This is a genomic window from Devosia sp. P3_B2 (assembly GCF_056402875.1).
This window is the reverse complement of the sequence record NZ_JBFUGO010000014.1, coordinates 26,028-50,415: the sequence shown is the minus strand read 5'-3', so window position 1 is coordinate 50,415 and position 24,388 is coordinate 26,028. Positions and strand designations below refer to the sequence as shown.

The 24,388-nt window shown below is 65.3% G+C and carries 24 protein-coding genes; 12 read left to right on the top strand and 12 right to left on the bottom strand.

The genetic code is table 11. The annotated features are described in order from the left end of the window. Nucleotides 1-86 precede the first annotated feature (86 nt). Nucleotides 87-869, top strand: coding sequence for a hypothetical protein (locus AC1DV8_RS19515; RefSeq protein WP_477158587.1), 783 nt, complete (start codon nt 87-89; stop codon nt 867-869). A 27-nt stretch (nt 870-896) separates the two neighbouring features. On the opposite strand, the gene AC1DV8_RS19510 is transcribed toward AC1DV8_RS19515, so the two are convergent. The 4 genes from AC1DV8_RS19510 to AC1DV8_RS19495 form a co-directional block, all read right to left on the bottom strand. After that, complete coding sequence (locus tag AC1DV8_RS19510) at nt 897-1,784, bottom strand: PhzF family phenazine biosynthesis protein (protein ID WP_477158586.1); 888 nt, start codon at nt 1,782-1,784, stop codon at nt 897-899. A gap of 65 nt (nt 1,785-1,849) precedes the next feature. Next, complete coding sequence (locus AC1DV8_RS19505; protein ID WP_477149699.1) at nt 1,850-2,347, bottom strand: heme-degrading domain-containing protein; 498 nt, start codon at nt 2,345-2,347, stop codon at nt 1,850-1,852. 65 nt (nt 2,348-2,412) lie between these two features. After that, the gene (locus AC1DV8_RS19500; protein WP_477149700.1) at nt 2,413-2,925 is read right to left on the bottom strand and encodes a heme-degrading domain-containing protein; all 513 of its coding nucleotides are present in this window, start codon (nt 2,923-2,925) and stop codon (nt 2,413-2,415) included. 100 nt (nt 2,926-3,025) lie between these two features. After that, nucleotides 3,026-3,499 (bottom strand): GFA family protein, encoded by a 474-nt coding sequence (locus AC1DV8_RS19495; RefSeq protein WP_477149701.1) that lies wholly within the window; start codon nt 3,497-3,499, stop codon nt 3,026-3,028. A gap of 102 nt (nt 3,500-3,601) precedes the next feature. Between AC1DV8_RS19495 and AC1DV8_RS19490 the strand changes: the two genes are divergently transcribed. The 3 genes from AC1DV8_RS19490 (at nt 3,602) to AC1DV8_RS19480 (ending at nt 4,606) form a co-directional block, all read left to right on the top strand. Next, a complete protein-coding gene (locus tag AC1DV8_RS19490) occupies nt 3,602-3,748 on the top strand; it encodes a hypothetical protein (protein ID WP_477149702.1) in 147 nt (48 codons plus the stop codon). Between the two features lie 88 nt (nt 3,749-3,836). Then, the gene (locus AC1DV8_RS19485) at nt 3,837-4,007 is read left to right on the top strand and encodes a YjiS-like domain-containing protein (RefSeq protein WP_477149703.1); all 171 of its coding nucleotides are present in this window, start codon (nt 3,837-3,839) and stop codon (nt 4,005-4,007) included. Nucleotides 4,008-4,123: 116 nt separating this feature from the next. Beyond that, nucleotides 4,124-4,606, top strand: a complete 483-nt coding sequence (locus AC1DV8_RS19480; protein ID WP_477158585.1) for a DUF1003 domain-containing protein — start codon at nt 4,124-4,126, stop codon at nt 4,604-4,606. 11 nt (nt 4,607-4,617) lie between these two features. On the opposite strand, the gene AC1DV8_RS19475 is transcribed toward AC1DV8_RS19480, so the two are convergent. From AC1DV8_RS19475 to AC1DV8_RS19465, 3 genes are all read right to left on the bottom strand, one after another. Continuing rightward, nucleotides 4,618-6,390, bottom strand: a complete 1,773-nt coding sequence (locus tag AC1DV8_RS19475) for a B12-binding domain-containing radical SAM protein (protein WP_477158584.1) — start codon at nt 6,388-6,390, stop codon at nt 4,618-4,620. Nucleotides 6,391-6,589: 199 nt separating this feature from the next. Beyond that, on the bottom strand, nt 6,590-7,609 hold the full coding sequence (gene ilvC / locus AC1DV8_RS19470) for a ketol-acid reductoisomerase (protein ID WP_477149705.1): 1,020 nt from the start codon (nt 7,607-7,609) through the stop codon (nt 6,590-6,592). Nucleotides 7,610-7,656: 47 nt separating this feature from the next. Continuing rightward, entirely contained in the window at nt 7,657-8,310 is a 654-nt protein-coding gene (locus tag AC1DV8_RS19465) for a TetR/AcrR family transcriptional regulator (RefSeq protein ID WP_477158583.1), read from the bottom strand. A 252-nt stretch (nt 8,311-8,562) separates the two neighbouring features. On the opposite strand from AC1DV8_RS19465, the gene AC1DV8_RS19460 reads away from it, so the two are divergent. Together AC1DV8_RS19460 and AC1DV8_RS19455 are read left to right on the top strand one after the other, a co-directional pair. Then, nucleotides 8,563-9,552, top strand: a complete 990-nt coding sequence (locus AC1DV8_RS19460) for an aldo/keto reductase (RefSeq protein ID WP_477158582.1) — start codon at nt 8,563-8,565, stop codon at nt 9,550-9,552. Nucleotides 9,553-9,766: 214 nt separating this feature from the next. Next, a complete protein-coding gene (locus AC1DV8_RS19455) occupies nt 9,767-11,956 on the top strand; it encodes a hypothetical protein (protein WP_477158581.1) in 2,190 nt (729 codons plus the stop codon). Between the two features lie 16 nt (nt 11,957-11,972). Here the strand turns inward: AC1DV8_RS19455 and AC1DV8_RS19450 are convergent, their stop codons facing one another. The 5 genes from AC1DV8_RS19450 to AC1DV8_RS19430 all read right to left on the bottom strand — a co-directional run bounded on the left by AC1DV8_RS19450 (nt 11,973) and on the right by AC1DV8_RS19430 (nt 16,427). Further along, nucleotides 11,973-12,566: an HdeD family acid-resistance protein gene (locus AC1DV8_RS19450; RefSeq protein WP_477149709.1), complete on the bottom strand. Its 594-nt coding sequence runs from the start codon at nt 12,564-12,566 to the stop codon at nt 11,973-11,975. Nucleotides 12,567-12,960: 394 nt separating this feature from the next. Then, complete coding sequence (gene hpt, locus AC1DV8_RS19445) at nt 12,961-13,500, bottom strand: hypoxanthine phosphoribosyltransferase (protein ID WP_477149710.1); 540 nt, start codon at nt 13,498-13,500, stop codon at nt 12,961-12,963. A 2-nt stretch (nt 13,501-13,502) separates the two neighbouring features. Continuing rightward, a complete protein-coding gene (locus AC1DV8_RS19440) occupies nt 13,503-14,378 on the bottom strand; it encodes a carbohydrate ABC transporter permease (protein WP_477149711.1) in 876 nt (291 codons plus the stop codon). Further along, nucleotides 14,375-15,337 carry an acetylxylan esterase gene (locus AC1DV8_RS19435; protein WP_477149712.1) on the bottom strand — a complete coding sequence of 321 codons (963 nt, stop codon included), beginning with the start codon at nt 15,335-15,337 and terminating at the stop codon, nt 14,375-14,377. The genes AC1DV8_RS19440 and AC1DV8_RS19435 overlap by 4 nt, the downstream gene beginning before the upstream one ends. 61 nt (nt 15,338-15,398) lie before the next feature. Next, nucleotides 15,399-16,427, bottom strand: coding sequence for a LacI family DNA-binding transcriptional regulator (locus AC1DV8_RS19430; RefSeq protein WP_477149713.1), 1,029 nt, complete (start codon nt 16,425-16,427; stop codon nt 15,399-15,401). A gap of 238 nt (nt 16,428-16,665) precedes the next feature. Here AC1DV8_RS19430 and AC1DV8_RS19425 point away from each other — a divergent pair, with 238 nt between their 5' ends. The 6 genes from AC1DV8_RS19425 (at nt 16,666) to AC1DV8_RS19400 (ending at nt 24,355) form a co-directional block, all read left to right on the top strand. Next, complete coding sequence (locus tag AC1DV8_RS19425; protein WP_477149747.1) at nt 16,666-19,008, top strand: family 78 glycoside hydrolase catalytic domain; 2,343 nt, start codon at nt 16,666-16,668, stop codon at nt 19,006-19,008. 86 nt (nt 19,009-19,094) lie between these two features. Continuing rightward, a complete protein-coding gene (locus AC1DV8_RS19420) occupies nt 19,095-20,381 on the top strand; it encodes an ABC transporter substrate-binding protein (protein ID WP_477158633.1) in 1,287 nt (428 codons plus the stop codon). Between the two features lie 108 nt (nt 20,382-20,489). Then, the gene (locus tag AC1DV8_RS19415) at nt 20,490-21,371 is read left to right on the top strand and encodes a carbohydrate ABC transporter permease (protein ID WP_477158632.1); all 882 of its coding nucleotides are present in this window, start codon (nt 20,490-20,492) and stop codon (nt 21,369-21,371) included. Beyond that, complete coding sequence (locus AC1DV8_RS19410) at nt 21,368-22,195, top strand: carbohydrate ABC transporter permease (RefSeq protein ID WP_477158580.1); 828 nt, start codon at nt 21,368-21,370, stop codon at nt 22,193-22,195. The genes AC1DV8_RS19415 and AC1DV8_RS19410 overlap by 4 nt, the downstream gene beginning before the upstream one ends. Before the next feature lie 250 nt (nt 22,196-22,445). Then, a complete protein-coding gene (locus AC1DV8_RS19405) occupies nt 22,446-23,861 on the top strand; it encodes an MFS transporter (RefSeq protein WP_477158579.1) in 1,416 nt (471 codons plus the stop codon). Nucleotides 23,862-23,992: 131 nt separating this feature from the next. Further along, nucleotides 23,993-24,355 (top strand): hypothetical protein, encoded by a 363-nt coding sequence (locus tag AC1DV8_RS19400; RefSeq protein ID WP_477149716.1) that lies wholly within the window; start codon nt 23,993-23,995, stop codon nt 24,353-24,355. Nucleotides 24,356-24,388: the final 33 nt, after the last annotated feature.

Below are 24,388 nucleotides of genomic sequence, written 5' to 3'. Positions count from 1 at the left end.
TTTTGTCGACTAGGGTTATGCGCGTCCGCCTTGCTGCCGACACGGTGCGGGACGACCCTGGCTCACCCTCGCCTTGGGAGGATGCGATGGTGCGGTCTCTCGGCTTTGCCTTTGTCGCCCTGGCAGCAGTGATTTCGGCGGCGACACCATCGCGCGCCGAAGGGGTCAGCATGGATCTGCTGATGCTGCAGGCGACAGCCCGCATCGGCGTAGCACTTGCTGCCGGCAACTATTGCGCCGGCGTCGAACTCCGCCCACTGATCGAAACGACCGCGCACTATCTCGCCGGTGCCAACGCTCCAGCAGCCGCCGACCGGGACCTGATCGCGGAGACCCGCAGCCTGCTCGACGCCGCAATCTACGACACCGCTTTTTGCGACCAGCCTTGCACGACCCTGCCCGCGGCCGCGGCCGGGACCGGAACCGAGCCTTTCACGCCTCAAGCCACATCAAGCTATCTCGCGGCGTTCGACGCGGTGGTAAGCCGCTGGCTCGCTGCCGCAGAGCACGATCCGCCAACGCTGACCATCAGCACTGCCCGCCATTCCTACGATCCGCTGCCGCGATACGCTCCGGGCGATGCCGTTGCCTACCAAGTGCATGTCGGCCCAGCCTGCCACGGCGCCGTGCTGTGGCTCGATCGTCCATACGCCCTGCCGTCGGCGTTCGATGGAAGCGGCAGCTTCGTGCCGCCGCACGACGGTCTCTGGACGGTTGATCTGAGGCGCCGCGATGGGCTGGCGCTCAGCCCCCTCACCTATCTCGATGCTGCCGGCCTGCCGTCCTACATCAAGGAGTTCTGGGTCGGTGCCGAACCCACGACCGGCCTAGGCCCGGGCAGTCTCAGCCCGTGGCACAAGCGGCCCTAGCAGTCGGGTTGGCGAAACCGCCTTTCGCTAGTCGCCGAGGTTGAGCGTCCCCTCGCCCACGATCACTGCGTGCCCGCCGATGCCGCCATGGGTGAGCTGGTCGTTTTCCTTGCGCATCTGCAGCGTGATCAGGCTCGGACGCCCCATCTCGTGGCCTTGCCGCAAGCGGAACTCATGCTGCCCGTTGTCGGCGTGACGGACCAGGAGTCCGATCAGCGCCGCGGCAGCCGAACCGGTTGCCGGATCCTCGCCTCCGCTCATGCCGGGTTCGAACATGCGCGCTGCAAAATCGTTGTCCCGCTCTTCAGGCGTCTGGGTGAAGACATAGATCGAGCCGCGACCGACGGGGTAGATCTCGTCCCAGCCGCGCCGCTCCAGGCGGATGCGCTTCAGCGCCTCGGCGTCCTTCACCGGCAGCAGGTAGAACGGCGCACCTGCGGAAAACAGCGCCGGCTCGTACGGTCCGCAGCCGATCTCCTCGGGCTCGAGCCCCAGCGTCGTGGCAATGGTCATCACGCTCGGCGCTTTCCCGATTTCTTCGGGCAACCGCGGCAGGGCGAAGCGGGCGAGCCCGATATCCTTCTCAATGCGCTCGATCACGCAGGTGATCACCCCGACCTTTTCCTCCAGCCGCACCGCCGTGCTGCGATTCTGCAGCCCCAGCACCACGGCTGCCCCGACCGTCGGATGTCCGGCGAAGATCAGTTCCGACGACGGCGTGAAAATCCGCACCGCCGCGGCATGCCGCTCGGACTGCGCTTTCTGGATGAACACCGTCTCGGAGAGGTTGAACTCGGCGGCGATGGCCTGCATCTGGTCATCGAGCAAGCCATCCGCCTTGAGCACGACGGCAAGGGGGTTTCCCTTGAGACGTTCGGTGGTGAAAACGTCCAGCAGCAGGTAGTTGAGTTTCATTTCCGGGCTCCGCGACCGGCAGCAGTTGCGGCAGCCGTGCCCGGACTGTCAAGCGCGCCCCAGCGCTAAATCTTGGCCAGCGCGAACGCCGCCTTGTCGAGCCCGAGTTCGTCGGCCACCGCATCGACTCCGACCTGATGGTCGTCGCGCTCGTGCAGCCCCGAAATGGTGATGCAGCCGATCGGCCCAAAGCCCTTTAGGCGGATGGGGAAGCCCCCGCCCGCCAGCACGAAGTCGGCGCCGTCGAGCGCGCGATTCGGGGCAAAGAGCCGATCCTCGCGCGCCTGCTCCAGCGCCGCGCGATAGCTCGATTTGAGCAGCCGCTGCACCGTGTTGACCTTGCGGCGCACCCAGTTGGGATTGTCGGCGGTCGTCCCCGGCATCGCCGCGTAGAACATCTGCCGGTCCCAGGTGCGCACATCGACCACCAGTCCCAGCTTCTCGCGCACCGCCCGCTCGCGCACCCGCGCGCCGATGGAGAACGCGATGTGCTCGTCGAACCGGGTGAATTCGAGCCCCTGCTCCTGCTCGATGATCTTGGCGATATCGTCTGCCGTGGCCATGCCGTCCGCTCTCCTCGTGTGCGGCGGGATATAGCCAGCCGGGAGATGTGACAGCAAGCAAGCCTTCAGTCGGACTTCGGCTCCTCGTGCGGCAGCATCAGCGGTGCCGGATCAATGCCCAGATGGTTGGCGACGGCTGTGACCACGAAGCCATGGTCGTGCCGCCCGGGCACCCCGGACACGGTGATTGAGCCGACCACGCTCACCCCTTCGATGCGGATCGGGAACGAGCCGCCATGCGCCGCGATCTCGGTCGGATCGACATTGTCGTCCGGCGCGAAGCCCCGCTTATCGCGCTGCTGGCGCAGCGTCATGGCGTAGGACGCGCGGTTGAAGCGCTTGACGCAATTGCTCTTCCGCCGCACCCACTCGAAATTGTCCGGGCCGGTGCCGGGCATCGCATAATAGTAGAGCGGCCGGTTCCAGAACCGGATATCGATCACCAGCGCCGCCTTTGCCGCCTCGGCCAGCCGGCGGATGTCCTCGCCCAGTTGCAGCGCCGTCGCCTCGTCGAACCGGCTGAATACCAGCCGCTTCTCCTGCTCGGCGACCAGCGCGATATCGCTGTCGAAACTCATCGAACCCTCCTCAGACTCCGGCCGCCCTCGTAGCATGGGAAACCGGCGCCACGCCCTCCGCCGACGCCGCGAATCCTTCCGGCAAATTGCGATTTGCCGGTCAGGCCGTCGCCGCACTCCAAGCGTCATAGAGCGGCTGACGGTCTGGCGGTTGGCCGGGGAAGTTGACCTGCGTCCGATCGATCACAGCCCAGGGCAGCCGGCTGTCGGTCCAGATATTGCCGATCGGCACCGCCCAGCTCGGATCGTCCAGCGTCCCGGGTTTCACCACGAACATCGCCGGTGAGGCCAGCGGTTCGTTCCACAGCTTGGTGCCACAGCTGGCACAGCCGAGCATCCGCACCGTGCGGCCGCTGTCGGCCGCCTTGTCATAGGCAACCAGCTCGCCGCTCAGATGCTCCAGCAGCTCCCGCTTGATCGGCATCGACATCGAGTGGGTCGCCCCGCTCGAACGTTGGCAATCCCGGCAGTGGCAGTTGTAGACCGCCAGCGGAGCTCCGGTGATCCGGTAGCGCACCGCCCCGCACTGGCATCCGCCCTCGACCGGAAACGCCGGCAGCTCGATCTCGCTCATCCAATCCTCCCTGAAGGCATCGTTCAGAACCGGTTCAACCGGCGTAGCTCATTCAGCGCCCATTGCCGGAATGAACCGGTTCACAAACACGGAAATCGACCAATGATCCCCGAACTTCTACTCCTCGCGGACCACCTGCGTGCCCGCACGCCCAACCAGCAGATCGAAGACCGCCTGCTTGCCGATATCGGCGTCACCCGCGCCGAGCTCAACAAGCAGAATAGCTGGTTCCGCCGCAAGGCCCGCTAAGCCGCCAGCAGTTCATCAGGCGTTCATCGCCTTATGGGCATAAGCCCCCCGCCGATCCCGGCACCATCCAAACTGACGAGATGATCAAATGGCTTTCAGCCTGACGTCCATGTTCCGCCGCTCGCAGCGGAAGCGGGTCCTCACCGACCTGATGAAGTTCGACGACCACCTGTTGCGCGATATCGGCCTCACTCGCACCGACCTTGCGGTCATGCGTTCCGGTCGGCACCACGCATCCCCGACCCGCGGCCATGAATAGCCACTGGGTATCCGACATAGCAAAATAGGAGGGCTCCGAGATGATCGGGGCCCTTCGTGTTTCAAGGGCCGACAACTGCTAGAACTGCGCCACGCGGATGTGCCCGGAGGCGACAGATGAGCGACTCACAACCCAATGCTGCGGCCCACCAGGCCGCCCGGCGCTTCAGCCTCAGGCACCAGCAGCCGATCGCCCTGCCGCGCACCTACGGCGAGTACCTCGCCGATCGCATCGCCGCTGTCGTCGGCTCGTGGCGCTTCATCGTCGTCCAGTCGGTGCTGCTGGCGTCCTGGATCGTGCTGAACGTCGTCGCCTGGATGCAGCACTGGGACCCCTATCCGTTTATCCTGCTCAATCTCGTCCTGTCGTTCCAGGCCGCCTTCACGGCTCCGATCCTGATGATGGCGCAGAATCGGCAATCCACCATCGACCGCCAGAAGGCACAGCTCGACTACGACGTGAACCTGCGCGCCGAACTCGACATCGAAGCCTTGCACGAAAAGATCGATCTGCTGCGCCAGGAAGACATCACCCGGCTCGTTGGCCTGCTGGAGGTGCTGACCAAGGAGCGGATCGGCAAGGACGGCAACAAGGCCTAGCCGCGCCCGTGCTACTCGGCCGGGGTTCCCAGGCCGCCGTGCCGCGCGCGCTCGAGCCGCTTCTCCTGGCTGATATAGGCGAGCGCATCTTCCGACTGGAACATCTCGAGTTCGTCGTCATGCTCCGAGACCGGCGTCATCGCCAGGTCGGTATAGGCCTTGCGGTTGAGATCGTTCTTGATCTTCAGCCAGTGCCGCCCGTAGCGCGCGTAGAGCAGGCCCCAGCGTGCCAGCTTCGCCGCCGTTTCCGCCCAGTATCGAGGGTAGAACACCAACGCTGACTCGATGCCACGTTCTGGCCGGCGCGACAGCCGGTGCTTCAGCCGGAGCGCACCGCCCTCGAGCGGATGCACCTTCTCGATCTTGATCGAACCCATGAACCAGGTGGAGAGGAACAGGATGTTGGGCGCCGAGATGCCGCTCGCGGCGGCGCGGCGCATCATCGTCGTCACGTGCTCGGTCGTGTAGTAGCGATCCCACGCCATGGCGTAGCACCGCTCCCAATCGGCCTTGCTCATGTGCCCATGCGCGGTGGTCGCGTGGTTGAGGTCGTATTTGTTGAGGTCCTTGTCCATCGGCACGGCGGCGCGATGGAGCTTCTGGTGATCCTCCGACCCCGGCAGCGGCGTCAGGTAGAAGAACTCCAGCATATCGACCGGCAGCTCGCGCTTGATCACGTCGATGTCGTGCATGATCGAGTCGACCGTATCGCCGGGGAAGCCGAGGATGTAGCCGGCATAGGTGATGATGCGCTTCCCCCGCCAGGCCAGCAGCATCTTGCGGTACTCGGTGATCTTGTTCTGCTTCTTCTTGGCTCCGGCAAGGTTGGCCGGGTTGATGTTCTCGAGCCCGATGAACACCCGCTTCACTCCGGCGCGGGCGCACTTTTCGACGAAGCCATCGAGCTTGTGGCAGAGCGTATCGACCTGGATGACGAACTTCATCGGGATCTTCTCCACCTCGCGCAGGTGGATCAGCCGGTCGAGGATCGGCTCCCAGTCCTTGTTGCGGGCGAAGTTGTCGTCGGTGATGAAGTAGGCGTGGATCCCCTGGGCGTGGTTGTCGCGGATGATGCGCTCGACGTCGTCCGGCGAGCGCCGCCGCGACTTGCGCCCCTGCACGTTGATGATGGTGCAGAACGAGCATTGATAGGGGCAGCCGCGGCCGGCGTCGAAACTGGTGATCTGCGTTGCGGTGCGCTGCACGTGGCCGGCCGGCATGAACGGGGTCGGCGCCTGCTCGATGCCCGGCAGATCGTTCATGAAGTTGTAGACAGGCTTCAACGTGCCGGCCCAGGCGTCGACCAGCACCTCGTCGAGCCGCCCCTCGGCCTCGCCGGCATAGAGCGAGATGCCCATGGCCTGCGCCTCGCGCAGCCCGTCATCGTCGCCCGCCAGCATGCTGATCGTGCCGGACACGTGAAAGCCGCCAATCCCGACCGGAATGCCGAGAGCGCGCAATGGCCGAGCGATGTCGAGGGCGCGCGGAAACTGGTTCGATTGCACGCCCACCAGCATCACCATGCCGGCATCGGCTGCCTTGATGCGGGCCGCGATGTCCTTGATGTGCACGCGGCTGTTGGTTTCGTCCATCGGCTCGACGTCCCAGTCGACATCCGGCCCGAGCACCTGCCGGCTGATGCTGTCCTGCACCAGGCCGTACATGGCGGCGAGTGAATTGGACGGAATGGGCGAGCGCCACCACTGGATCACGTAGCCGTCGTCGTCGTAGTGCGACGGCTTGATCAGCACCAATGCGAACCGTTTGCGGGTCGTCGTGGGCACGGCAAACTCCACGTCGGATACGGGAGAAGCCCACCGGTAGCAGGTCTATCTAACGCACAAAAGCAGAAGGGGCCCGAGGGCCCCTTCGAACGTTCGACTGATGCAGCGCGGCCTCAGTTTTTCGCCTTGTCCACCAGCGCGCCGGCCTTGATCACAGCGCGCCAGCGCGCATCAAACCAGGCGTGGAGCAAGGCCCCGCTCAGTTCTTGGCCTTGTCGACGAGGGCGCCGGCCTTGATCCACGGCATCATGCCGCGGAGCTTTTCGCCGACCACCTCGATCGGGTGCTCGTCGGCAAGGCGACGGGTGGCCTTGAAGCGCGAGGAGCCGCCCTTGTATTCCTGCATCCACTCGGAGGTGAACTTGCCCGACTGGATGTCGTGCAGCACGCGCTTCATCTCGGCCTTGGTCTCCGAGGTGATGATGCGCGGGCCCGACACGTACTCGCCCCACTCGGCGGTGTTCGAGATCGAGTAGTTCATGTTGGCGATGCCGCCCTGGTAGATCAGGTCGACGATCAGCTTCACTTCGTGCAGGCACTCGAAGTAAGCCATTTCCGGAGCGTAGCCGGCTTCCACCAGCGTCTCGAAGCCGGCGCGGATCAGCTCGACCAGGCCGCCGCAGAGCACGACCTGCTCACCGAACAGGTCGGTCTCGCATTCCTCGCGGAAGTTGGTCTCGATGACGCCCGAACGGCCGCCGCCGACGCCCGAGGCATAGGCCAGCGCGATGTCATGGGCATTGCCCGACGCGTCCTGGTGCACCGCGATCAGGCACGGCACGCCGCCACCCTTCTGGTATTCGCCGCGCACGGTGTGGCCCGGGCCCTTCGGCGCGATCATGATCACGTCGACGGTGGCCTTGGGCTCGATCAGGTTGAAGTGCACGTTGAGGCCGTGCGCGAAGGCGATCGCGGCGCCGTCGCGGATGTTGGGCTCGATGTCCTTCTTGTAGATGTCGGCCTGCAGCTCGTCCGGGGTCAGCATCATGATGACGTCGGCCCACTTCGCAGCGTCGGCGACCGACATGACCTTCAGGCCCTCGCCCTCGGCCTTCTTGGCCGACGGGGAGTTCGGGCGGAGCGCCACGACGACATCCTTCACGCCCGAGTCGCGCAGGTTCAGCGTGTGCGCATGGCCCTGCGAGCCGTAGCCGACGATTGCGACCTTCTTGGACTTGATGATGTTCAGATCGGCATCACGATCATAATAGACGCGCATGGAAATCTCCCTTTTGTGCGTTGGGCCGTCACGGCCGATTTGAAAAATCACGCGGGCTGGTGGTGGACCGCGTAGATGGCAAGAAACTGTTCCGTCGCCCGAGCCGCGTCCCGCGCGATCTCGGCTTCGGAGGTGGCAAAGGTTTCGCCAAGCAGCAGCCGGATCTGCGCGTCGCGCACGACGAGCCCGAAGAAGCTGCGATAAGCCTCCTCCGAACTCTCGAAGCGCAGCAGCCGCGCCTCCCGTCCGGCTTCCAGCACCGGCTTCAACCGTTTGCGGATAGCGAGCGGCCCGTTCTCGAGCACGATCGCGCCGAGCCCGTGCTTCTCAGCACCGGCATGGCCGATGGCAAGCCGGTTCAGGGTCACCGAGACCTCGCCGACTATGGTGCCCAGGAGGTCCCGAGCAAACTGTTCGATGCTCTGGCGCAGCGACGCGGCGTCGAGCCGCCAACGATCGACCTGCGGCGCCTTCACCTTGGCCGCCTGCCACTGCACCGTTGCGGTCAGCAGCCCGTCACGGTCGCCGAACCACTTGTAGAGCGTTTCCTTCGAGCACGAGGCGCGGCGCGCCACCGAGGTCATGGTCAGCCGGTCGCCCTGCTCGACGAGCAGATCGAGCGCCGCCGTCAGCACTTGCTGCTGACGCGGCGTGAACACCTCTTCGCTGTTGGCAACCACAACCGCCACGACGACACCCAAGGCCTCGCGGTTCAGGTCCGCATCCCGCGAACCGACCGCTCATTCTCCATGTCACGAACCGTACCGTACGTTACGGTTCGGCGCAAGAGGAGAAGTACGGCTTGACGGCGGCGGGACAGTCGGCTGCGGCCGTCCTACCTCCCGGCGCCCCTGAACGCCACGATCGCCGGCGCCGCCATAAGCCGCAAGGCTGGGTTGTCCGATCTGACATGGGATGCTGGTATGGCAGTTCAGAACATTTGGAGGATGAGCATGAAGACGTCGCTGCCAACCCGGGCCTTCGGCAAAACCGGCATGGAGATCACCCGCCTCGGCGTCGGCGCCTGGGCCATGGGCGGCAATATGTGGGGCCCACAGGACGACGCTGATTCCGACGCCGCCATCCGCCACGCCATCGATCTCGGCATCAACTGGATCGACACCGCCGCAGCCTACGGCGTCGGTCATTCCGAAGAGGTGATCGGCCAGACGCTGAAGGCCCTGCCCGCCGACCGGCGCCCTTATGTCTTCACCAAGGGCGGCGTGATCCGCGACGCCAACGGGCAGAACCCGCGCCGCCTCGCCAATCGCGAAAGTCTGCGCAACGAACTCGAGAACTCGCTCCGTCGCCTGCAGGTCGAGGCGATTGACCTCTACCAGGTGCACTGGCCGGCCGATGACGTGCCGCTCGAGGACTATTGGGCGACGATGCTGGAGCTGAAATCCGAGGGCAAGGTCAAGCACATCGGCCTCTCGAACCACAATGCCGAGCAGCTCTCCCGAGCCGAAGCGATGGGCCATGTCGAAACGCTGCAGCCACCCTTCTCGATGATCAAGCGCGAAACGGCCGAGGAAGTCCTCCCCTGGTGCGCGGCGCACGGCACCGGCGTCATCTGCTACAGCCCGATGCAGGCAGGCCTGCTCACCGGCAGCTTCACTAGGGAACGCGCCGCGACCCTCGCCGACAACGACTGGCGCAAGACCAACCCCGAGTTCACCGGCGACCGTCTCGACCGCAACCTCGCCCTCGCGGCGGGCCTGAAGCCTGTTGCCGACAAGCACGGCACGTCGATTTCCACCATCGCCCTCACCTGGGCCCTCGCCTGGCCGGGCCTCACCGCCACGATCGTCGGCGCCCGCTCACCCGCCCAGGTCGACGGCTGGATCGACGCCGCGAGCATCGAGCTCGACGCAGCCGACCTCGACGCCATCGCCAAAACCATCGCCGCGACCGGCGCCGGCCAGGGCCCGCTAAGGCCGTAACCTTATCCGGCTCGGTGTGGCGCGGACGCCGCAACCCATTGGGAAAGCACGAATCCCGTGCTTTCCCTCCATCAAGGCGATTTACAGCAGCCCCCAGCTTCGCGACGTTGCTGAGGCAAATATTGCGGCGGTGGGGCTATCGTCTATGCGTGCGTGGTGGTCTGCGATTGGGTTCGCAGCGCTGAGGATTTGCATCCTCGCGCTGGTGTCGACGATGGCGGTAGGTGCTGCACAGGCGCAGCTCTATCCCGACTTGATGCTCACCAACACCGTGAGTAACGAGACTCCAGCGGCCGACACCGACATCACCTACACCATCACCGTCACTAACGTGGGGGACGCGGGTAACCCTGGCGCCGACGACGCCTCGAACGTGGTGATGTCAGATCCGTTGCCGCCGGGCACGACGTTCCAAGCGGTCGCCGCGCCGTCTGGTTGGGACTGCAACACCGCATTTGATCCCCTGCCCGCCGTTGGCACTAATGGAACCGTCGTCTGCAAGATCAACCCGCTGTCGGTGGCGGCAGGGTCCCAGGTCTTCACGATCACCGCCCATATCGACGCGGGTACTCCGCCCGGGGCGTTCTTCACCAACATCGCGACCGTTTCATCCCCCGACGATCCCAGCGAAGAGAACAACAGCTACACCGCGACGGCACAGATTCCGGCACCCTGGGTCGATGTCGGCGTACAGAAGCTGGCGGCAGGGAACGTCACGGACGATACCGACCTCGTCTACACCTTGACCGTCACCGCCAGCGGCAGCCCCGCGACGATCACTCTGACCGACGCCCTGCCAGCCCCACTGACCTTTGTATCGCTCGCGGCCCCATCCGATTGGAACTGCTCGACGCCGGCCGTGGGCAGCAACGGCACTGTCAGCTGTTCCGCCACGAACCCTGCTGCCAGCTCCGCCGCCTTCACGCTGACGACGCATGTGCCGGACGGCACACCGGAAGGCACGTTCATCCAGAACTTCGCCTCGGTCAGCACGACCAGCAATGACATCAACAGCGAGAACGACAGCTCGACCGTCGGTACGACCGTCGAGGGCGAAGCCGATCTCAGCATCAGCAAGACCGGCCCCGCCAGCGCCGAGCGGTTCGAAGTGCTCAGCTATACCGTCACGGTGAACAACTCCGGTCCGAGCTTTGCCACCAATACCGTGATGACAGACGCGCTGCCCGCCGGCCTGAGGTTCATGAGCATCGCCTTTCCCTCAGGCTGGAGCTGCGCCACCCCGGCGGTCGACAGCGGCGGCACCATTACCTGCAGCCGCAGCGAATTCGCGCCTGCGACCCCCGCAACCTTCACTATCGGCGCAACGGCCGTGCTGGACGGCTCGATCACCAACGTCGCAAGCATCGCCAGCAGCGACCGCGATATCAACACGACGAACAACTCAAGCTCTGCGACGACGGCGGTCACCGACACCGTGTCCCAAGCCTTCGAGGAGATGACGCGCGGCTTCGTCGAAACCCGGCAGAAGCTCATCGGCAACGCCATTGACACCCCCAGCCTCGGCGATCGCCGAGGCGGCGGCCCCAACGTCTCGCTATCCGAGGCAAACGGCGATGCCGTGCTCAACTTCTCTGCCCGTACCGGCAACGCCTGGGACCTCGGCCCCGGCGCGGCCCTGCTGGCCGAGGACACCGCCGCTCCGTTCAGCTTCTGGATCGACGGCTCGCTCACTTTCCACACGCGCGACAACGCCGACGGCAGGCTCAGTGTGGTGGGCGCGGGCGCCGACTACCTGGTGAACGATCGGTTCCTCGCCGGCGTCGCGCTCTATCTCGACAACATGCGCGACGTGACCGACATCGGCGGCATCACCGGCACCGGCGCCCTTATCGGCCCCTATGTGTCGCTGGAGATCCTCGATAACGTCACCCTCGATGCCAGCGTATTCTTCGGCCACTCGTGGAACGACGCGAACGCCACGCTGTTCGGCCAGACCTTCACCGGCACCTTCGAGACTGACCGCTTCATCACCAAGGTGGAGGTCGAGGGCGAGTGGAGCGCCGACGCGTTCACCATCCGGCCCAGCGCCAGGCTGTACTTCACCAACGAGGATGTCGGCGACTACACCGTGACCAACCCATCGGGAGACGTCGTGAACGTCGACGGCTTCTCGACGTCGACGCTGGAACTCGGCGGCGGTCTCACGCTGGCGCGAACCTTTGCATTCAGCAACGATCTCGACCTGACCCCATCCATCGGCGTCCGCGCCGGCCTGGGCGGCACGGGCTCTGTGCTTGCGATCGACAACACCTTTGCCGGGCTCACCGGTGGCGTGACGCTGGCGGGGCCGGATTGGTCGCTGCGGGCGCTGGCCGACTATGGGATCGACACCACCGGCCTTGCGGCGGCATCGATCCGTGCCAGCATGACGGGACGGTTCTAGCGACGGGCAGTCGGCGCTAGGCCGCCTGCTTGAACGTCCGCGCCCGGAACGCCAGCATGATCAGCAGCACGCCGCCGAAGATCGAATAGCCGGCGATCATCCAGATCAGCGACAACGCGCCGGCGCCCGGCTGGAACAGCAGCAGCAGGCCAAACACGATTGTGAGCAGGCCGAACAGCCCCAGCACCCACTCGCCCTCGATCTCCTTGCGCGCCTGAATGGCGCCCCAGATCGTCAACACGCCGATGATCACTGCCCAGATGCCGATGAACAACAGCAGCACGAATGTCGTCATGCCCGGCCAGAAGAACGCCGCGAGGCCGGCGAGAACGCTCACCACCCCGCTGATGGCGAGCCACCAGCGCGCGCCCATCCCACCGACCGTCCGGCCCGAGATCGCCGCCCACAGCGCAAAGACGCCGTCGACCAGGGTGTAGGCGCCCCATAGCAGGGTGAGCGAGATCAGCGTGATGGCGGGCCAAAAGATCGCCAGCACGCCGAAGGCGATCGCGGCGATGCCGCGCAGCAGGAGCAGCCACCAGCTGTCGCCGAGCATGCGGCGCAGGCCGGGAGGAAGATCGGAAGGTACGGAAGACTGCGTCTCGGCCATCGTGCTTCTCCACTGGTTGCGGAAAAGCTCCCGGAACCTCCGAGAGCCCCGCACCGATACTAGCAGAGTCTCCGCGCAGTTAAGAAGCCAAACGCCTGTCTCGCCTTCGATCTCGATAGTAGCCGCGCAATGCTCTCGCAATCCCGACAGTCAAAATGGTCGATGCGGTCACCAGTGACCCGTCCATCAGCGTTGTGCAGGCACACACCGGCACAACCATCAACTGCCCGATGACCACCTGTCGGCTGGGCTGCGGGCCTCGTTATTGCCGCGCCAGCAATGGAGAGCGCTACCGGCGCCGGTAGGGCCCCATTCTGCCGGTCCGGGGACGACCCGGACCGGTCCTCGGCCAATCGGACAGGCCGCGTCAGCAGATGATTGCGCGTCGGCCCGGTCAGGCGGTGAAACGCACCGCCCCGATGTGGGGCAGGTTGCGGTTGCGCTGGGCGTAGTCGATCCCGTAACCGACGACGAACTTGTCGGGGATCTCGAAGCCGATCCAGCGCGCCTTCACGCTGGTCTCGCGCCGCGACGGCTTGTCGAGCAGCGCGCAGACCTCGATGCGCTTGGGGTGGCGCGTGCCGAGAATTTCGAGCACGTGCTTCAGCGTGTAGCCGGTGTCGACGATGTCCTCGACCAGCAGCACGTCGCGCCCCTCGATCTCGCCGCGCAGGTCCTTGAGGATCCGGACTTCGCGGCTGGATTCGGTGGAATTGCCGTAGCTCGACACCTCGAGGAAATCGACCTCCACCGGCAGGTCGAGTTCGCGCACCAGGTCGGCGATGAACACGAACGAGCCGCGCAGCAGCCCCACCACCACCAGCTTCTCGGTGCCCGCGTAAAACTCCGAGATTTCCTTGGCGAGTGCCTCCACCCGCGCCGCGATCGCCTTGGCCGAGATCATCTCGTCGATCACGTAGTTCTTCGCCGTCATGCTTACTTCAGAGCCCCTTGGGTGAGTCCGCGCACAAAATACTTGCCGCCGATCAGATACACCAGCAGCGGCGGCACGATCGCCATCATCACCGTCGCCGCGGAGCCGCCGGCGCGCACGCCCATGATCGCCACGGTGATCGGCTGCTGGTCGCCCGAGGTGAACACCATGCCGTAGAGGTATTCGTTCCAGATCGAGGTGAACTGCCAGATCACCGTCACCGCGATGATCGGGCCCGACAGCGGCAACATCACGCGGATGAAGATGCGCCAGAATCCGGCGCCATCCACCTGCGCCGCCTTGACGATCTCATTGGGCACGCCGGCGTAGAAGTTGCGGAAGAACAACGTCGCGAACGAGATGCCCATCACGGTGTGGATCAGCAACAAGCCGAGCACGTTGTTCTGCAGCCCGAGCTGCCCGATGATCCAGGCCCAGGGCAGCAGCGCGATCTGGCTCGGCAGGAAGATGCCGAGGAAGATCATCACGAAGACGAACTCCGAGCCCCGAAACTTCCACTTGCTCAGCACATAGCCGTTGAGCGCCCCGATGATCGCCGTGGCGATAGTCGCCGGCACGGTGATGATCAGCGAGTTGAGAAAGTTCGGCCCCAGCCCCCGGCACATGCCGCTGACGCAGGCGTCGTTCCAGGCGCGCAGGTAGTTGTCGAACGAGAAGCTCTCCGGCACGGCGATGACGCCGTTGCGAAAGACCTCCTCCCCGTCGCGGAACGAGTTGAAGAACACCAGCAGCGCAGGCACCGCGTAGACGAGCGCGAACAGCGTCAGCACGACGTAGATCAGTACGCGCGACACCGCCCACCGGCGACGGGCAGCAACCCCGTCGCGGTCGGCGTAGTCGAGCGTCAGTGCGGTCACGGCAGGGTCTCGTCGAGCCAGGCGACCTGCCGCCGCTCCTGCCAGGTGCCGCCACCCTCGTGGTTGTTGAACGTGTAGCTCTCGATGGTCTTGGGGCCGGCCCAGGCATTGTAGGCGCCGTAGACGGTCGAGGGCGGGCAGACGTCGTCCATCAATGCCACCGAGAACAGCGCCGCTGCCTTGGAGCGCGCCGAGAAATGCACGCCATCGAAGTAGTTGATGGTCTTATAGGCCGCCGCCGCCTTCTCGCGATGCGTCGCGAGGAAGCGCACGATCTCGCCATAAGGGTCGCGGCTCGTGAGCCCCACCGCACGCGGAAAGTCGCAGAGGAACGGCACGTCCGGCATCGCCGCCTTCACCCGCGGCTCGAGCCCGGCCACGGCGATCGAAATGCCGCCGCCCTGGCTGCCGCCGACCACCGCGAGCTTGGCCGGATCGGTTTCAGCTCGGCCCAACGCCGCCTCCACCGCCCGCACGCCGTCGGTATAGACGCGGCGGTAGTAGTAGTCCTTCGGGTCATTGAGACCGCGGGTCATGAAACCGGGATGCGCCGGGAACGAGCCGGCCGGATCCGGCGTATCGCCGCGCGACCAGCTGCTCCCCTGCCCGCGCGTATCCATCACCAGCACGGCGCGACCCGTCGCCGGCCACAGCAGATGCTCCTGCGGCAAACCGCGACCGCCGCCATAACCGATGAACTTCACGACCGTGCCGCGCGGCGCAACGCCCACCGGCTTGATGTACCAACCGCGCACCTTGTCGCCGCCGAAGCCGGAAAAGGTCACGTCGAACACGTCGAACAGCCTCAGGCCCGTGTCGACGGCCTCGAACACCGCCTCGAGCGGCTTGGCGCATGACTCGGCGAGCGTTGTCGCCCAAAAGCTGTCGAAATCGGCGGGAGCGACGGCGCTAGAACGGTAGCTGTCGAGCTGGGCTTGCGGCAGGTCGAAAAAGGGCATGGCGACAATCTTGATTGGGTTGAATTGTGATGGTGGGTGAAAATCGGCTCGGCGGAAAGCACTACGAAGGACGGGGGCGCGAACTCCCTCGCACCACCAGCCGTGGCGTGACGACGAAGTGCTCGCCCTGCAGCCGGCCATCGATCCGCTCGATCAACAAGCGGGCCGCCTGGAGCCCCAGCACCTGGCCGGATTGATCGACGCTGGTCAGGCTGTTCTGCGCGAGGTCACAGTAGATCGTGTTGTCGTAGCCGACGATGGCGAGATCGCCCGGCACCGCGAGACCGAGATCCTTGGCGACGCTGAGCGCATGCAGCGCCACCATGTCGGTCCAGCAGAACAGCGCCTCGGGCCGATGCCGGGCCTCGAGCAGGTGACGGACGGCCGTCTGCGTCTCGCGCGCCGACTGGTCGGCCGGCACGATGTTGATGTACTGGCTCAGCCCGCACTCCTTCATCGCCTCGCGATAGCCGCGCTCGCGCTGCACGGTCACCACCACGTTCTTGGCGGGGACTGCGAGTGTCACCATGGTGATGCGGCGATAGCCGTTGGCGGCGAGATGGCGCACCACGAGACCAGCGCCGGCGATGTCGTCGTTGTTGGCCGTATCCAGCGTGGCGATCTGCGGGACGTGATAGCCGACGATCGCCGTAGGGATCCGCGCGGAAACGGACTCGGCCGTCTCGGGCGGCATGCGCGGTCCGATCATGATCAGCCCGTCCATCTGCCGGTCGATCATCGAGTCGATGAGCGACATCTCGATCGGCTCAGCCGATCGGCTCACGCCCAGCATGGTCTGATACTGCGTGCGCTCGAGCGCGTCGTTCACCCCGGCGAGGATGTCGGCGAAGAACGGGTTGCGCATATCCGGCAGCAGCACGCCAAGCGTGTAGGTGCGCCCGCGCATCGCCCGCGCCCCGGCATGCGGCCGGTAGTTCAGCTTCTCCATAGAGGCCTGAACCTTGGCGCGAAGCGCGTCGCTGACGCCATAGGCATCGCGCAGCACCTTCGAGACCGCCGCCACCGACACCCCTGCGTCGGCAGCAACCGTCTTGATGGTAACCCGGCCGGTCTTGGTGATTGGCGCCACAGTTCCCCCCGAACCGCCCTCCTTCTAGCAACCCGCTTTCCACAACACAACGTGAGCGATTTTGGCGGTTCTTGAGGGCATTTGGCGGTTCATGCGCCAATTTGGCGGTTCATGCGCGAATCCTGCTTGAACTGATCGTGTAGAACGGTATACGTAGAACGTCACACGTTGATCGGCAGCCAAAGGCGCCGGACGGACCGCAACAGGTCCCTTGGAGGATGCAAAAGTGAACGAGACGATGCTCATCCGGGCAGGTGAAGCCGTATCCGGCCATGGCGCCTGGGTCGCTGAAATGATCCACCCCAGCGTCGATCAGGGCGTCGGCACGCAGTCGTCCTTCCTCCGCAAGACCTTCAACCTCTCCTCCCGCGGTGGGGCCGGGACACTACGGATCAGTGCTCTCGGCCTCTATCGTGCGTTCATCAACGGCAAGCGCGTCGGCGAGGATCTGCTGACACCCGGCTGGACCAGCTACTGGGACCGCCTGAGCTTCCAGACCTATGATGTCAGCGCCCTGCTCAAGGATGGCGACAACACCATCGACATCTGGCTGGGTGACGGCTGGTACCGCTCGCGGATGATGTGGCCGCGCAACCAGATCCTGAACACCTGGGGCGACAAGATCGGCGCCATTGCCGAGCTGCGCGGCGCCAATGGCGAGCTCATCGTCGGCACCGACGCCACCTGGCAGAGCGGCCTCGCGCCGGTGCAGAAATCCGGCATCTATTACGGCGAGAACTACGACGCCCGCGCCGAGAACGCGCCGGTGAGCGGTGGCGCCACCGTGCTTGGCGACTTCGACAAGTCGACACTGCTGCCGGCCGAAACCGGCGGCGTGCACGAACTACCCGCCCTGCCCGTGGTCAAGTCCTTCGCCGATGCAGAGGGCCGCACGGTCTACGATTTCGGCCAGAACGCCGGCGGCTATGTCGCCTTCACCGTCGAGGGCGAAGCCGGCGCCAAAGTCACCATCGAGCACGCCGAGATCGTCAACCACCTCGGCAATTTCGACCGCGAGAGCATGCGGTCGGCCGAAGCCCGCGTCGAATACGTGCTCAAGGGCGGCGCGCCGGAAAGCTACCGTCCGACCTTCACCTTCTTCGGCTTCCGCTTTGCGCGCGTCGCCATCGAGGGCAAGGCGACGATCACCAGGATCGAGATGATCCCGATCAGCTCGGCGGTCACCCGCACGGCGAACTTCAGCTCGGCCAATGCGCTGGTCAACCGGCTGGTCGAGAACACCGTCTGGTCGCAGCGCTCCAACTTCATCGAGGTGCCGACCGATTGCCCGCAGCGCGACGAGCGCCTGGGCTGGACGGGCGACGCACAGGTCTTCGCGCCCACCGCCTGCTATCTGCATGAGAGCCACGGCATGCTGACCAAGTATGTGCGCGACCTCATTGCCGACCAGCGGCCCGATGGCGCCATCCCCCACGTGGTGCCCGACCCGACGCGCAACCATGAGGACGAGATCCCGGGCTTTTACGGCTCGACCGGCTGGGGCGATGCGATATGCGTCATCCCGTGGACGCTCTACACCCACTACGGCGATCGCGGCATCCTCGAGGAAGCGCTGCCGGCCATGATCAAGTGGAACGACTTCGTCTGGTCGATCAGCGATGGTCCGATCGTCCGCCCGCCGTCGGGCTGGGGCGGACGCGGCTTCACCTTCGGTGACTGGCTGCAGCCGCAGGGCGATTTCGCCAAGCCCTATCCGACCATTGGCGACGATGCGGCCGCCACGATCTACCTTTACATCTCGTCGTACCTCACCGCCAAAGCCGCCGAGGCGATCGGCGACCAGGCGCAGGCCAAGCGGCTCAATGAGCGCGCCGCAGAGGTGAAGAAGGCCTTCCAGCGCGAGTTCATGACCGCCGCCGGCCGTATCGGCTACAACGACCAGACCTCCTACGCGCTGGGCTTCCTCTGGGACCTGATCCCGGCCGAGCACTACGCCGCCGCCAAGGGCTACTTCAAGGAAACCGTCGCCCGCGCCCAGGGGCGGATCGGCACTGGCTTCATCGGCACACCGGCACTGCTACCGGCCCTGGTTAAGATTGGCGAAGCCGATCTCGCGGCCTCGGTCTTCCTCCAGGAGGGCCTGCCCGGCTGGCTGTTCCAGGTGAAGATGGGCGCCACCACGATCTGGGAGCGCTGGAACGCCCTCAACGAGGACGGCGTGGCGTTCGATCCGCAGATGAACAGCTACAACCACTACGCCTATGGCGCCGTCTGCCAGTGGCTGCTCGAGGGCGTTGCGGGCTTCCGCCCCGACCCGGCTTTGCCCGGCTTCAAGCACATCTTCTTCGAGCCCACGATCGTCCCGGCCCTTTCGCCGGTTGCGGCCAACCATGACTCCGCCGCCGGCCGGATCGAGGCAGGCTGGAAGGTCGATGGCGACAAGGTGACCTACAACATCACGGTGCCCGAGGGCGCGAGCGGCACGCTCGTCCTCGCCGCCGGCTACACCGACGCCAGCGTCGACGGCATCGCCGTCAGCGAGCGTGGCACGGATGGAAAAGCGCGCAGCCTGCTGGCGCCCGGAAAGCACAAGGTGACGTTCCGGATCAGCAAGCCCTGACGGCAAGAGGAGCCGGAGGGACGAGTAATTTGCAACAGGCCGCCGGAGGACCCGTGGCGGCCACAAGGGAGGAACTATCAATGCTGATGCGCAAACTGACGCGTGCGGCGCTGGCCACCACCGGCGCTCTCGCGATCCTGGCTGGCACCGCCATGGCCCAGGACAAGGTCAAGCTGACCTTCCTGTTCGACAATGCGCCCTCGACGGTCGCCATGTCCGAGGCCCTGGCTGCGGCCTTCGAAGCCAAGCACCCGAACATCGACATCGAAACCGAAAGCCGCCCGGGCGGCGCCGATGGCGACAACCTGATCAAGACCCGCCTCGCCACCGGCGAGATGGCCGACGTGTTCCTCTACAATTCGGGCTCGCTGTTCCAGGCGATCAACCCGACACAGAACCTCGTCGACCTGACCGCCGAGCCGTTCCAGGCCAATGTCATCGATAGCTTCAAGACCGTCGTCACCGGTACGGACGGCAAGGTCTACGGCGCGCCGATCGGCACCGCCATGGGCGGCGGCATCCTCTACAACATCCCGATCTACAAGGAACTCGGGCTGACCCCGCCGAAGTCCTGGGCCGAGTTCATGGCCAACAATGAAAAGATCAAGGCGGCCGGCAAGACCGCGGTGATCCAGACCTTCGGTGCGACCTGGACCAGCCAGCTGTTCGTGCTCGGCGATTTCTACAACGTGCTCGCCGCCGATCCGAACTTTGCCACCGACTATACCGCCGGCAAGGCCAAGTACGCCTCTACCCCGGCCGCGATGAAGGGCTTCGAGCGGCAGGAGGAAGTGTTCAAGGCCGGCTTGCTCAACGAGGACTTCGCGGCGGCGACCTTTGAGGACGGCGTGACCAAGGTCGCGACCGGCGAAGGCGCACATTACCCGATGCTGTCGTTCGCCGTCGCCAACATCAAGGAACTGGCCCCCGAGAACGTCAACGACGTGGGCTTCTTCGCCATCCCGGGCGATGACGCGGCCAATAACGGCCTCACCACCTGGATGCCGGCCGGCCTCTACATCCCCAAGACGACCAAGCACGAAGCCGAAGCCAAGGAATTCGTCGCCTTCGTCGCCAGCGTCGAAGGCTGCGATATCCAGACCCAGTCGGCCGGCGCCACCGGCCCGTACCTGGTGAAGGACTGCACCCTGCCGTCCGACGTGCCGCCGGTCGTCGCCGACCTGCTGCCCTACTTCCAGGAAGGCGGCCATTCGGCCCCTGCCCTCGAGTTCCTCTCGCCCATCAAGGGGCCGGCGCTCGAGCAGATCACGGTCGAAGTCGGTTCCGGCATTCGTCCGGCCGCCGATGGCGCCGCGCTCTATGACGAAGACGTCAAGAAGCAGGCCCAGCAGCTTGGCCTGCCCGGCTGGTAATCGGCCCCACTGCGTGTGAAAATCGGCGCCCGGCCGAAAGGGTCGGGCGCCAATTCGTCGAGGAGGATGACGGGTATGGCAGTTGCGGTCGCAGAAGGCTCAGTGCCCATCGCAAATCCGCGCCGCAAGTCGCGCACGGCCGGGCTTTATCCCAGCTGGTTCTACCTGCCCGCGGCCATCATCTTCGCCGTGCTGTTCATGCTCCCGACCTTCGCGTCGCTATTCTTCAGCCTGACGCGCTGGACGCTGCAGAAGGCCGACTTCATCGGCCTCGAGAACTTCGCCCAGTTCTTCCGCGAGCCCTTCCTGTTCCAGGGCCTCATCAACACGCTGATCTACGGCGTCGTCACCTCAGGCCTGAAGGTCGTGCTCGGGCTGCTGCTGGCGCTGCTGCTCACCTCCGATATCTTCGGGCGTGGATATCTGCGCGCCGTTATCTTCTTCCCGGTGCTAGTATCGACAGTCGGTGTCGGCATCACCTTCACCGCGATGATGCATCCCACCCAGGGCCTGCTCAACGAGTCCCTCGCCGCGATCGGCATCAAGGGTCCGGGCTGGCTCACCGATCCGCGCTTCGCGCTCTATTCCGTCGCGCTTGTCGATGTCTGGAAGGGTGTCGGGCTTGCGACCGTGATCTACATCGCCGGCATCGTCTCGATCCCGCTCGAATACTACGAAGCGGCACGGATTGACGGCGCTACGGCGTGGCAGCGGTTCTGGACCGTCACCCTGCCGCTCGTGCACCCGGCCACCGCCACCGTGATCATCCTCAGCTTCATCGGCGGCCTGCGCTCATTCGACATGATCTGGGCCATGACCAAGGGCGGGCCCGGCTTCACCTCCGACGTCATCGCTTCGGTGATCTACAAGCAGTACCAGGCCGGCTTCTACGGTCTCTCGACCGCTGGCAACGTCGTGCTGTTCATCATGGTGGCGCTGATCATCGTGCCGCTCTCGTTGCTGCTCAATCGCCAGGAGACGGACCGGTGAGGCACGCTCAGCGCTACATTCTCGGCGGCATCGCGATTGCGGCGTCGATCGTCGTCTTCCTCGTGCCGTTCGCCTTCATCATCCTCACCGCGGTCAAGGACCGGCGGCAGGCGGCGACCCGCTCGTTCGATTGGCCGACCAGCTGGCACTTCTGGGACAACCTGATGGAGGTACTGAGGACGCAGGATTACATGCTGGTCACCGCGTTCATCAATTCGATCATCCTCACCGTCGCGAGCGTGACGCTGCTGGTGGTGCTCGGCGCCATGGTCGGCTTCGTGCTGCAGCGTCGGCCGTCCCGCTGGACCGCGATCGTCAACTTCCTGGTGCTTGCCGGGCTGATCATCCCGCCGGCGGTGGTGCCGACGATCTGGGTGCTGCAGTCGTTCGGCTTGTTCAAGACCATGCACGGCATGATCCTGATCGAGGTTGCCTACGGACTGAGCTTCACGATCCTGCTGTTCCGCGCCTTCGTCGCGACGATCCCGCGCGAGCTCGACGAAGCGGCGATCATCGATGGCGCCGGACCGCTTCGGCTATTCTTCCAGGTCGTGCTTCCCCTGCTAAAGCCGGTGGTGGTGACGGTGATCGTGGTGCAGTCGGTCGCCATCTTCAACGACTTCACCAACCCGCTCTATTACCTGCCGGGCAAGCAGAACGTCACGGTGCAGCTGACGCTGTTCAACTTCCAGGGGCAGTTCAACACCTCGCTGCACCTGCTCTTCATGAACATCCTGCTGATCACCATCCCGCCGCTGATCGTCTACCTGTTCTTCAACCGCCAGATCGTCGCGGGGATGACTGCGGGCGCGGTGAAGGGGTAGGCACAGTGGGCGCCCCTAGCGTCCCCTCTCCCTCTGGGGGAGAGGGTCAGGTGAGGGGGCCTTCTGCAAGCGCCGAGCGTGGGAAAGGCCCCCTCACCCGGGCCTACGGCCCGACCTCTCCCCCAAAGGGAGAGGTGATCAGTGCACCGGCAACACTTAGCCTCAAAATCATCGGCATCATCCCATTGCCTGATATGCGCCGCCCCGCTTTGCCTGTACTGGTACCATACTAGTCATTCGCATCCTCATCATGTCCACGCGCCTCACCCCACACGCCCGCAACGTCGCCCTCGTGGTTGCCGCCACGCTGTTCATGCAGTTCCTCGACGGCGTGATCATCGTCACCGCCCTGCCCCGCATGGCGCGGGATTTCGGCGTCGGCACGCTCGAGATGAGCCTCGGCGTCACCATCTACATGCTGGCGGTGGCCGTCTGCATTCCCGCCGCGGCGTGGCTCTCCGATCGCTTCGGCGCCCGCCGCGTCTTCGTGGTGGCGATCGCCCTGTTCACGCTTACCTCCATCGCCTGCGGTCTCGCGCAGGATCTGGGCCAGTTCGCCTTCGCCCGTGCGCTGCAGGGCGCCAGCAGCTCTGTACTGTTCCCGGTGGGCCGCATCATCGTGCTGCGCACCGCGCAGAAGTCCGAGATCGTCGCCGCCATCGGCCTCACCATCTGGCCGGCTTTGTTTGCCCCGGTGCTCGGGCCGGCACTGGGCGGCTTCATCACCGAATACATCTCCTGGCAGTGGAATTTCTGGATCAACATCCCACTCGGCCTCATCGGCATGGCGCTCGTGCTGGCCATCGTCCCCAAGGACAACGAGTTCGCCGATCGTCCCTTCGATGCCCCCGGCTTCGTGCTGACCGGCATCACGCTGGGCTGCCTGCTCTACGGCTTCGACGCACTGGCGCAGGGCGGGCTGCCCGCCTGGATCGCCACGCTGCTGATCGCGTTCGGCCTCGCAGTGGGCGCCGCCGCGGTGCTCTGGCTACTGCGGGTGGATCACCCGCTGATCGACCTCCGAACCCTGCGCATCAACACCTTCGCCGCCACCGACGCCAAGGCCGGCGCGATCATGCGCACCGCGATCAACGCCACGCCGTTCATGCTGCCGCTGATGTTCCAGGTCGCCTACGGCATGGACGCGCTGAGTTCCGGCGCCCTGGTGGTGATCTATTTCTTCGGCAACCTCGCCATCAAGGCTGTCACCACGCCGACGCTGCGCCGCTTCGGCTTCCGCACCATCCTCACCGTCAACGGCGTCCTCGCCGGCATCTCGGTCGCCGCCTGCGGCCTCCTCGGTCCCGATACCGCCTACCCGATCACCGCCGGGGTCCTGTTCATCGCCGGAGCGACCCGCTCCATGCAGTTCACCGCCCTCGCCACCCTGGCCTTTGCCGATGTCGACGCCGCCCAGCGCAGCTCGGCCACGACGATCTCCAGCATGTCGCAGCAGCTGTCCATGGTGTTCGGCGTGGCCGTCGCCGCTGGCTGCCTCAACCTCAGTCAGATGTGGCGCGGCGCCCCCGCTCTCGGGGTGATCGATTTCCAGATCGCCTACCTGCTGATGGGCCTGATCATCATCGCCTGCTCGCTGCAATTGCTGACGCTGCACCGAAACGCCGGCGCGGAAGTCTCCGGTCACCGCCGCCCCCAGGCCGCCTGAGCCAGACTTCTTCACAGCCCTCCAAGGATAGGCCGATCGCCTTCGCCCGATGATTGAGGCCAGCGCAGCCCTCTGCTAGCAATTGACTGGGCAGACGCGGCGTCACGTATGTCTCGTCATTGGGGGATGTCATGAATTCAGTATTTCGCGGCGGCGCGGTCGCCGTTTGTCTGTTCGCGCTCGCGGCCTGCGACCCGAGCTCCATGATCACCGGCGGCGAACTCATTCGCCCCGGCGAGCCGACTGGCACGCTGACTGTCATCAATGGCACCGGCGGCAACATCGACGTGGTCTCCATCTCCGACTGCAATGCCTCGACCTACGGCTTCGATCGCCTGCCCGACAATGTCTCGATCGGCCCAGGGCAGTCCTACAGCTTCGCCGTTTCGGCCGGCTGCTGGGACGTCGACGCGGGTGCATTCGGCGTCGGCGAAGCCCGCCAACGCCTCAGCGTCGCCGCCAACGGCATCACCGAGTACACAGTGACGGACTGACAAAAAGAAGGACGCCCTCGCGGTTCCCCACGA

Excerpts from the sequence above, each read along its gene's own strand:
- AC1DV8_RS19405 (WP_477158579.1), top strand. The coding sequence starts at position 22,446 with ATGTCCACGCGCCTCACCCCACACGCCCGCAACGTCGCCCTCGTGGTT.
- AC1DV8_RS19490 (WP_477149702.1), top strand. The coding sequence starts at position 3,602 with ATGATCCCCGAACTTCTACTCCTCGCGGACCACCTGCGTGCCCGCACG.
- AC1DV8_RS19510 (WP_477158586.1), bottom strand. The coding sequence starts at position 1,784 with ATGAAACTCAACTACCTGCTGCTGGACGTTTTCACCACCGAACGTCTC.
- AC1DV8_RS19420 (WP_477158633.1), top strand. The coding sequence starts at position 19,095 with ATGCGCAAACTGACGCGTGCGGCGCTGGCCACCACCGGCGCTCTCGCG.
- AC1DV8_RS19495 (WP_477149701.1), bottom strand. The coding sequence starts at position 3,499 with ATGAGCGAGATCGAGCTGCCGGCGTTTCCGGTCGAGGGCGGATGCCAG.
- AC1DV8_RS19505 (WP_477149699.1), bottom strand. The coding sequence starts at position 2,347 with ATGGCCACGGCAGACGATATCGCCAAGATCATCGAGCAGGAGCAGGGG.
- AC1DV8_RS19480 (WP_477158585.1), top strand. The coding sequence starts at position 4,124 with ATGAGCGACTCACAACCCAATGCTGCGGCCCACCAGGCCGCCCGGCGC.
- AC1DV8_RS19435 (WP_477149712.1), bottom strand. The coding sequence starts at position 15,337 with ATGCCCTTTTTCGACCTGCCGCAAGCCCAGCTCGACAGCTACCGTTCT.
- AC1DV8_RS19485 (WP_477149703.1), top strand. The coding sequence starts at position 3,837 with ATGGCTTTCAGCCTGACGTCCATGTTCCGCCGCTCGCAGCGGAAGCGG.
- AC1DV8_RS19425 (WP_477149747.1), top strand. The coding sequence starts at position 16,666 with ATGCTCATCCGGGCAGGTGAAGCCGTATCCGGCCATGGCGCCTGGGTC.
- AC1DV8_RS19455 (WP_477158581.1), top strand. The coding sequence starts at position 9,767 with ATGGCGGTAGGTGCTGCACAGGCGCAGCTCTATCCCGACTTGATGCTC.
- hpt (WP_477149710.1), bottom strand. The coding sequence starts at position 13,500 with ATGACGGCGAAGAACTACGTGATCGACGAGATGATCTCGGCCAAGGCG.
- AC1DV8_RS19450 (WP_477149709.1), bottom strand. The coding sequence starts at position 12,566 with ATGGCCGAGACGCAGTCTTCCGTACCTTCCGATCTTCCTCCCGGCCTG.
- AC1DV8_RS19515 (WP_477158587.1), top strand. The coding sequence starts at position 87 with ATGGTGCGGTCTCTCGGCTTTGCCTTTGTCGCCCTGGCAGCAGTGATT.
- AC1DV8_RS19400 (WP_477149716.1), top strand. The coding sequence starts at position 23,993 with ATGAATTCAGTATTTCGCGGCGGCGCGGTCGCCGTTTGTCTGTTCGCG.
- ilvC (WP_477149705.1), bottom strand. The coding sequence starts at position 7,609 with ATGCGCGTCTATTATGATCGTGATGCCGATCTGAACATCATCAAGTCC.
- AC1DV8_RS19500 (WP_477149700.1), bottom strand. The coding sequence starts at position 2,925 with ATGAGTTTCGACAGCGATATCGCGCTGGTCGCCGAGCAGGAGAAGCGG.
- AC1DV8_RS19460 (WP_477158582.1), top strand. The coding sequence starts at position 8,563 with ATGAAGACGTCGCTGCCAACCCGGGCCTTCGGCAAAACCGGCATGGAG.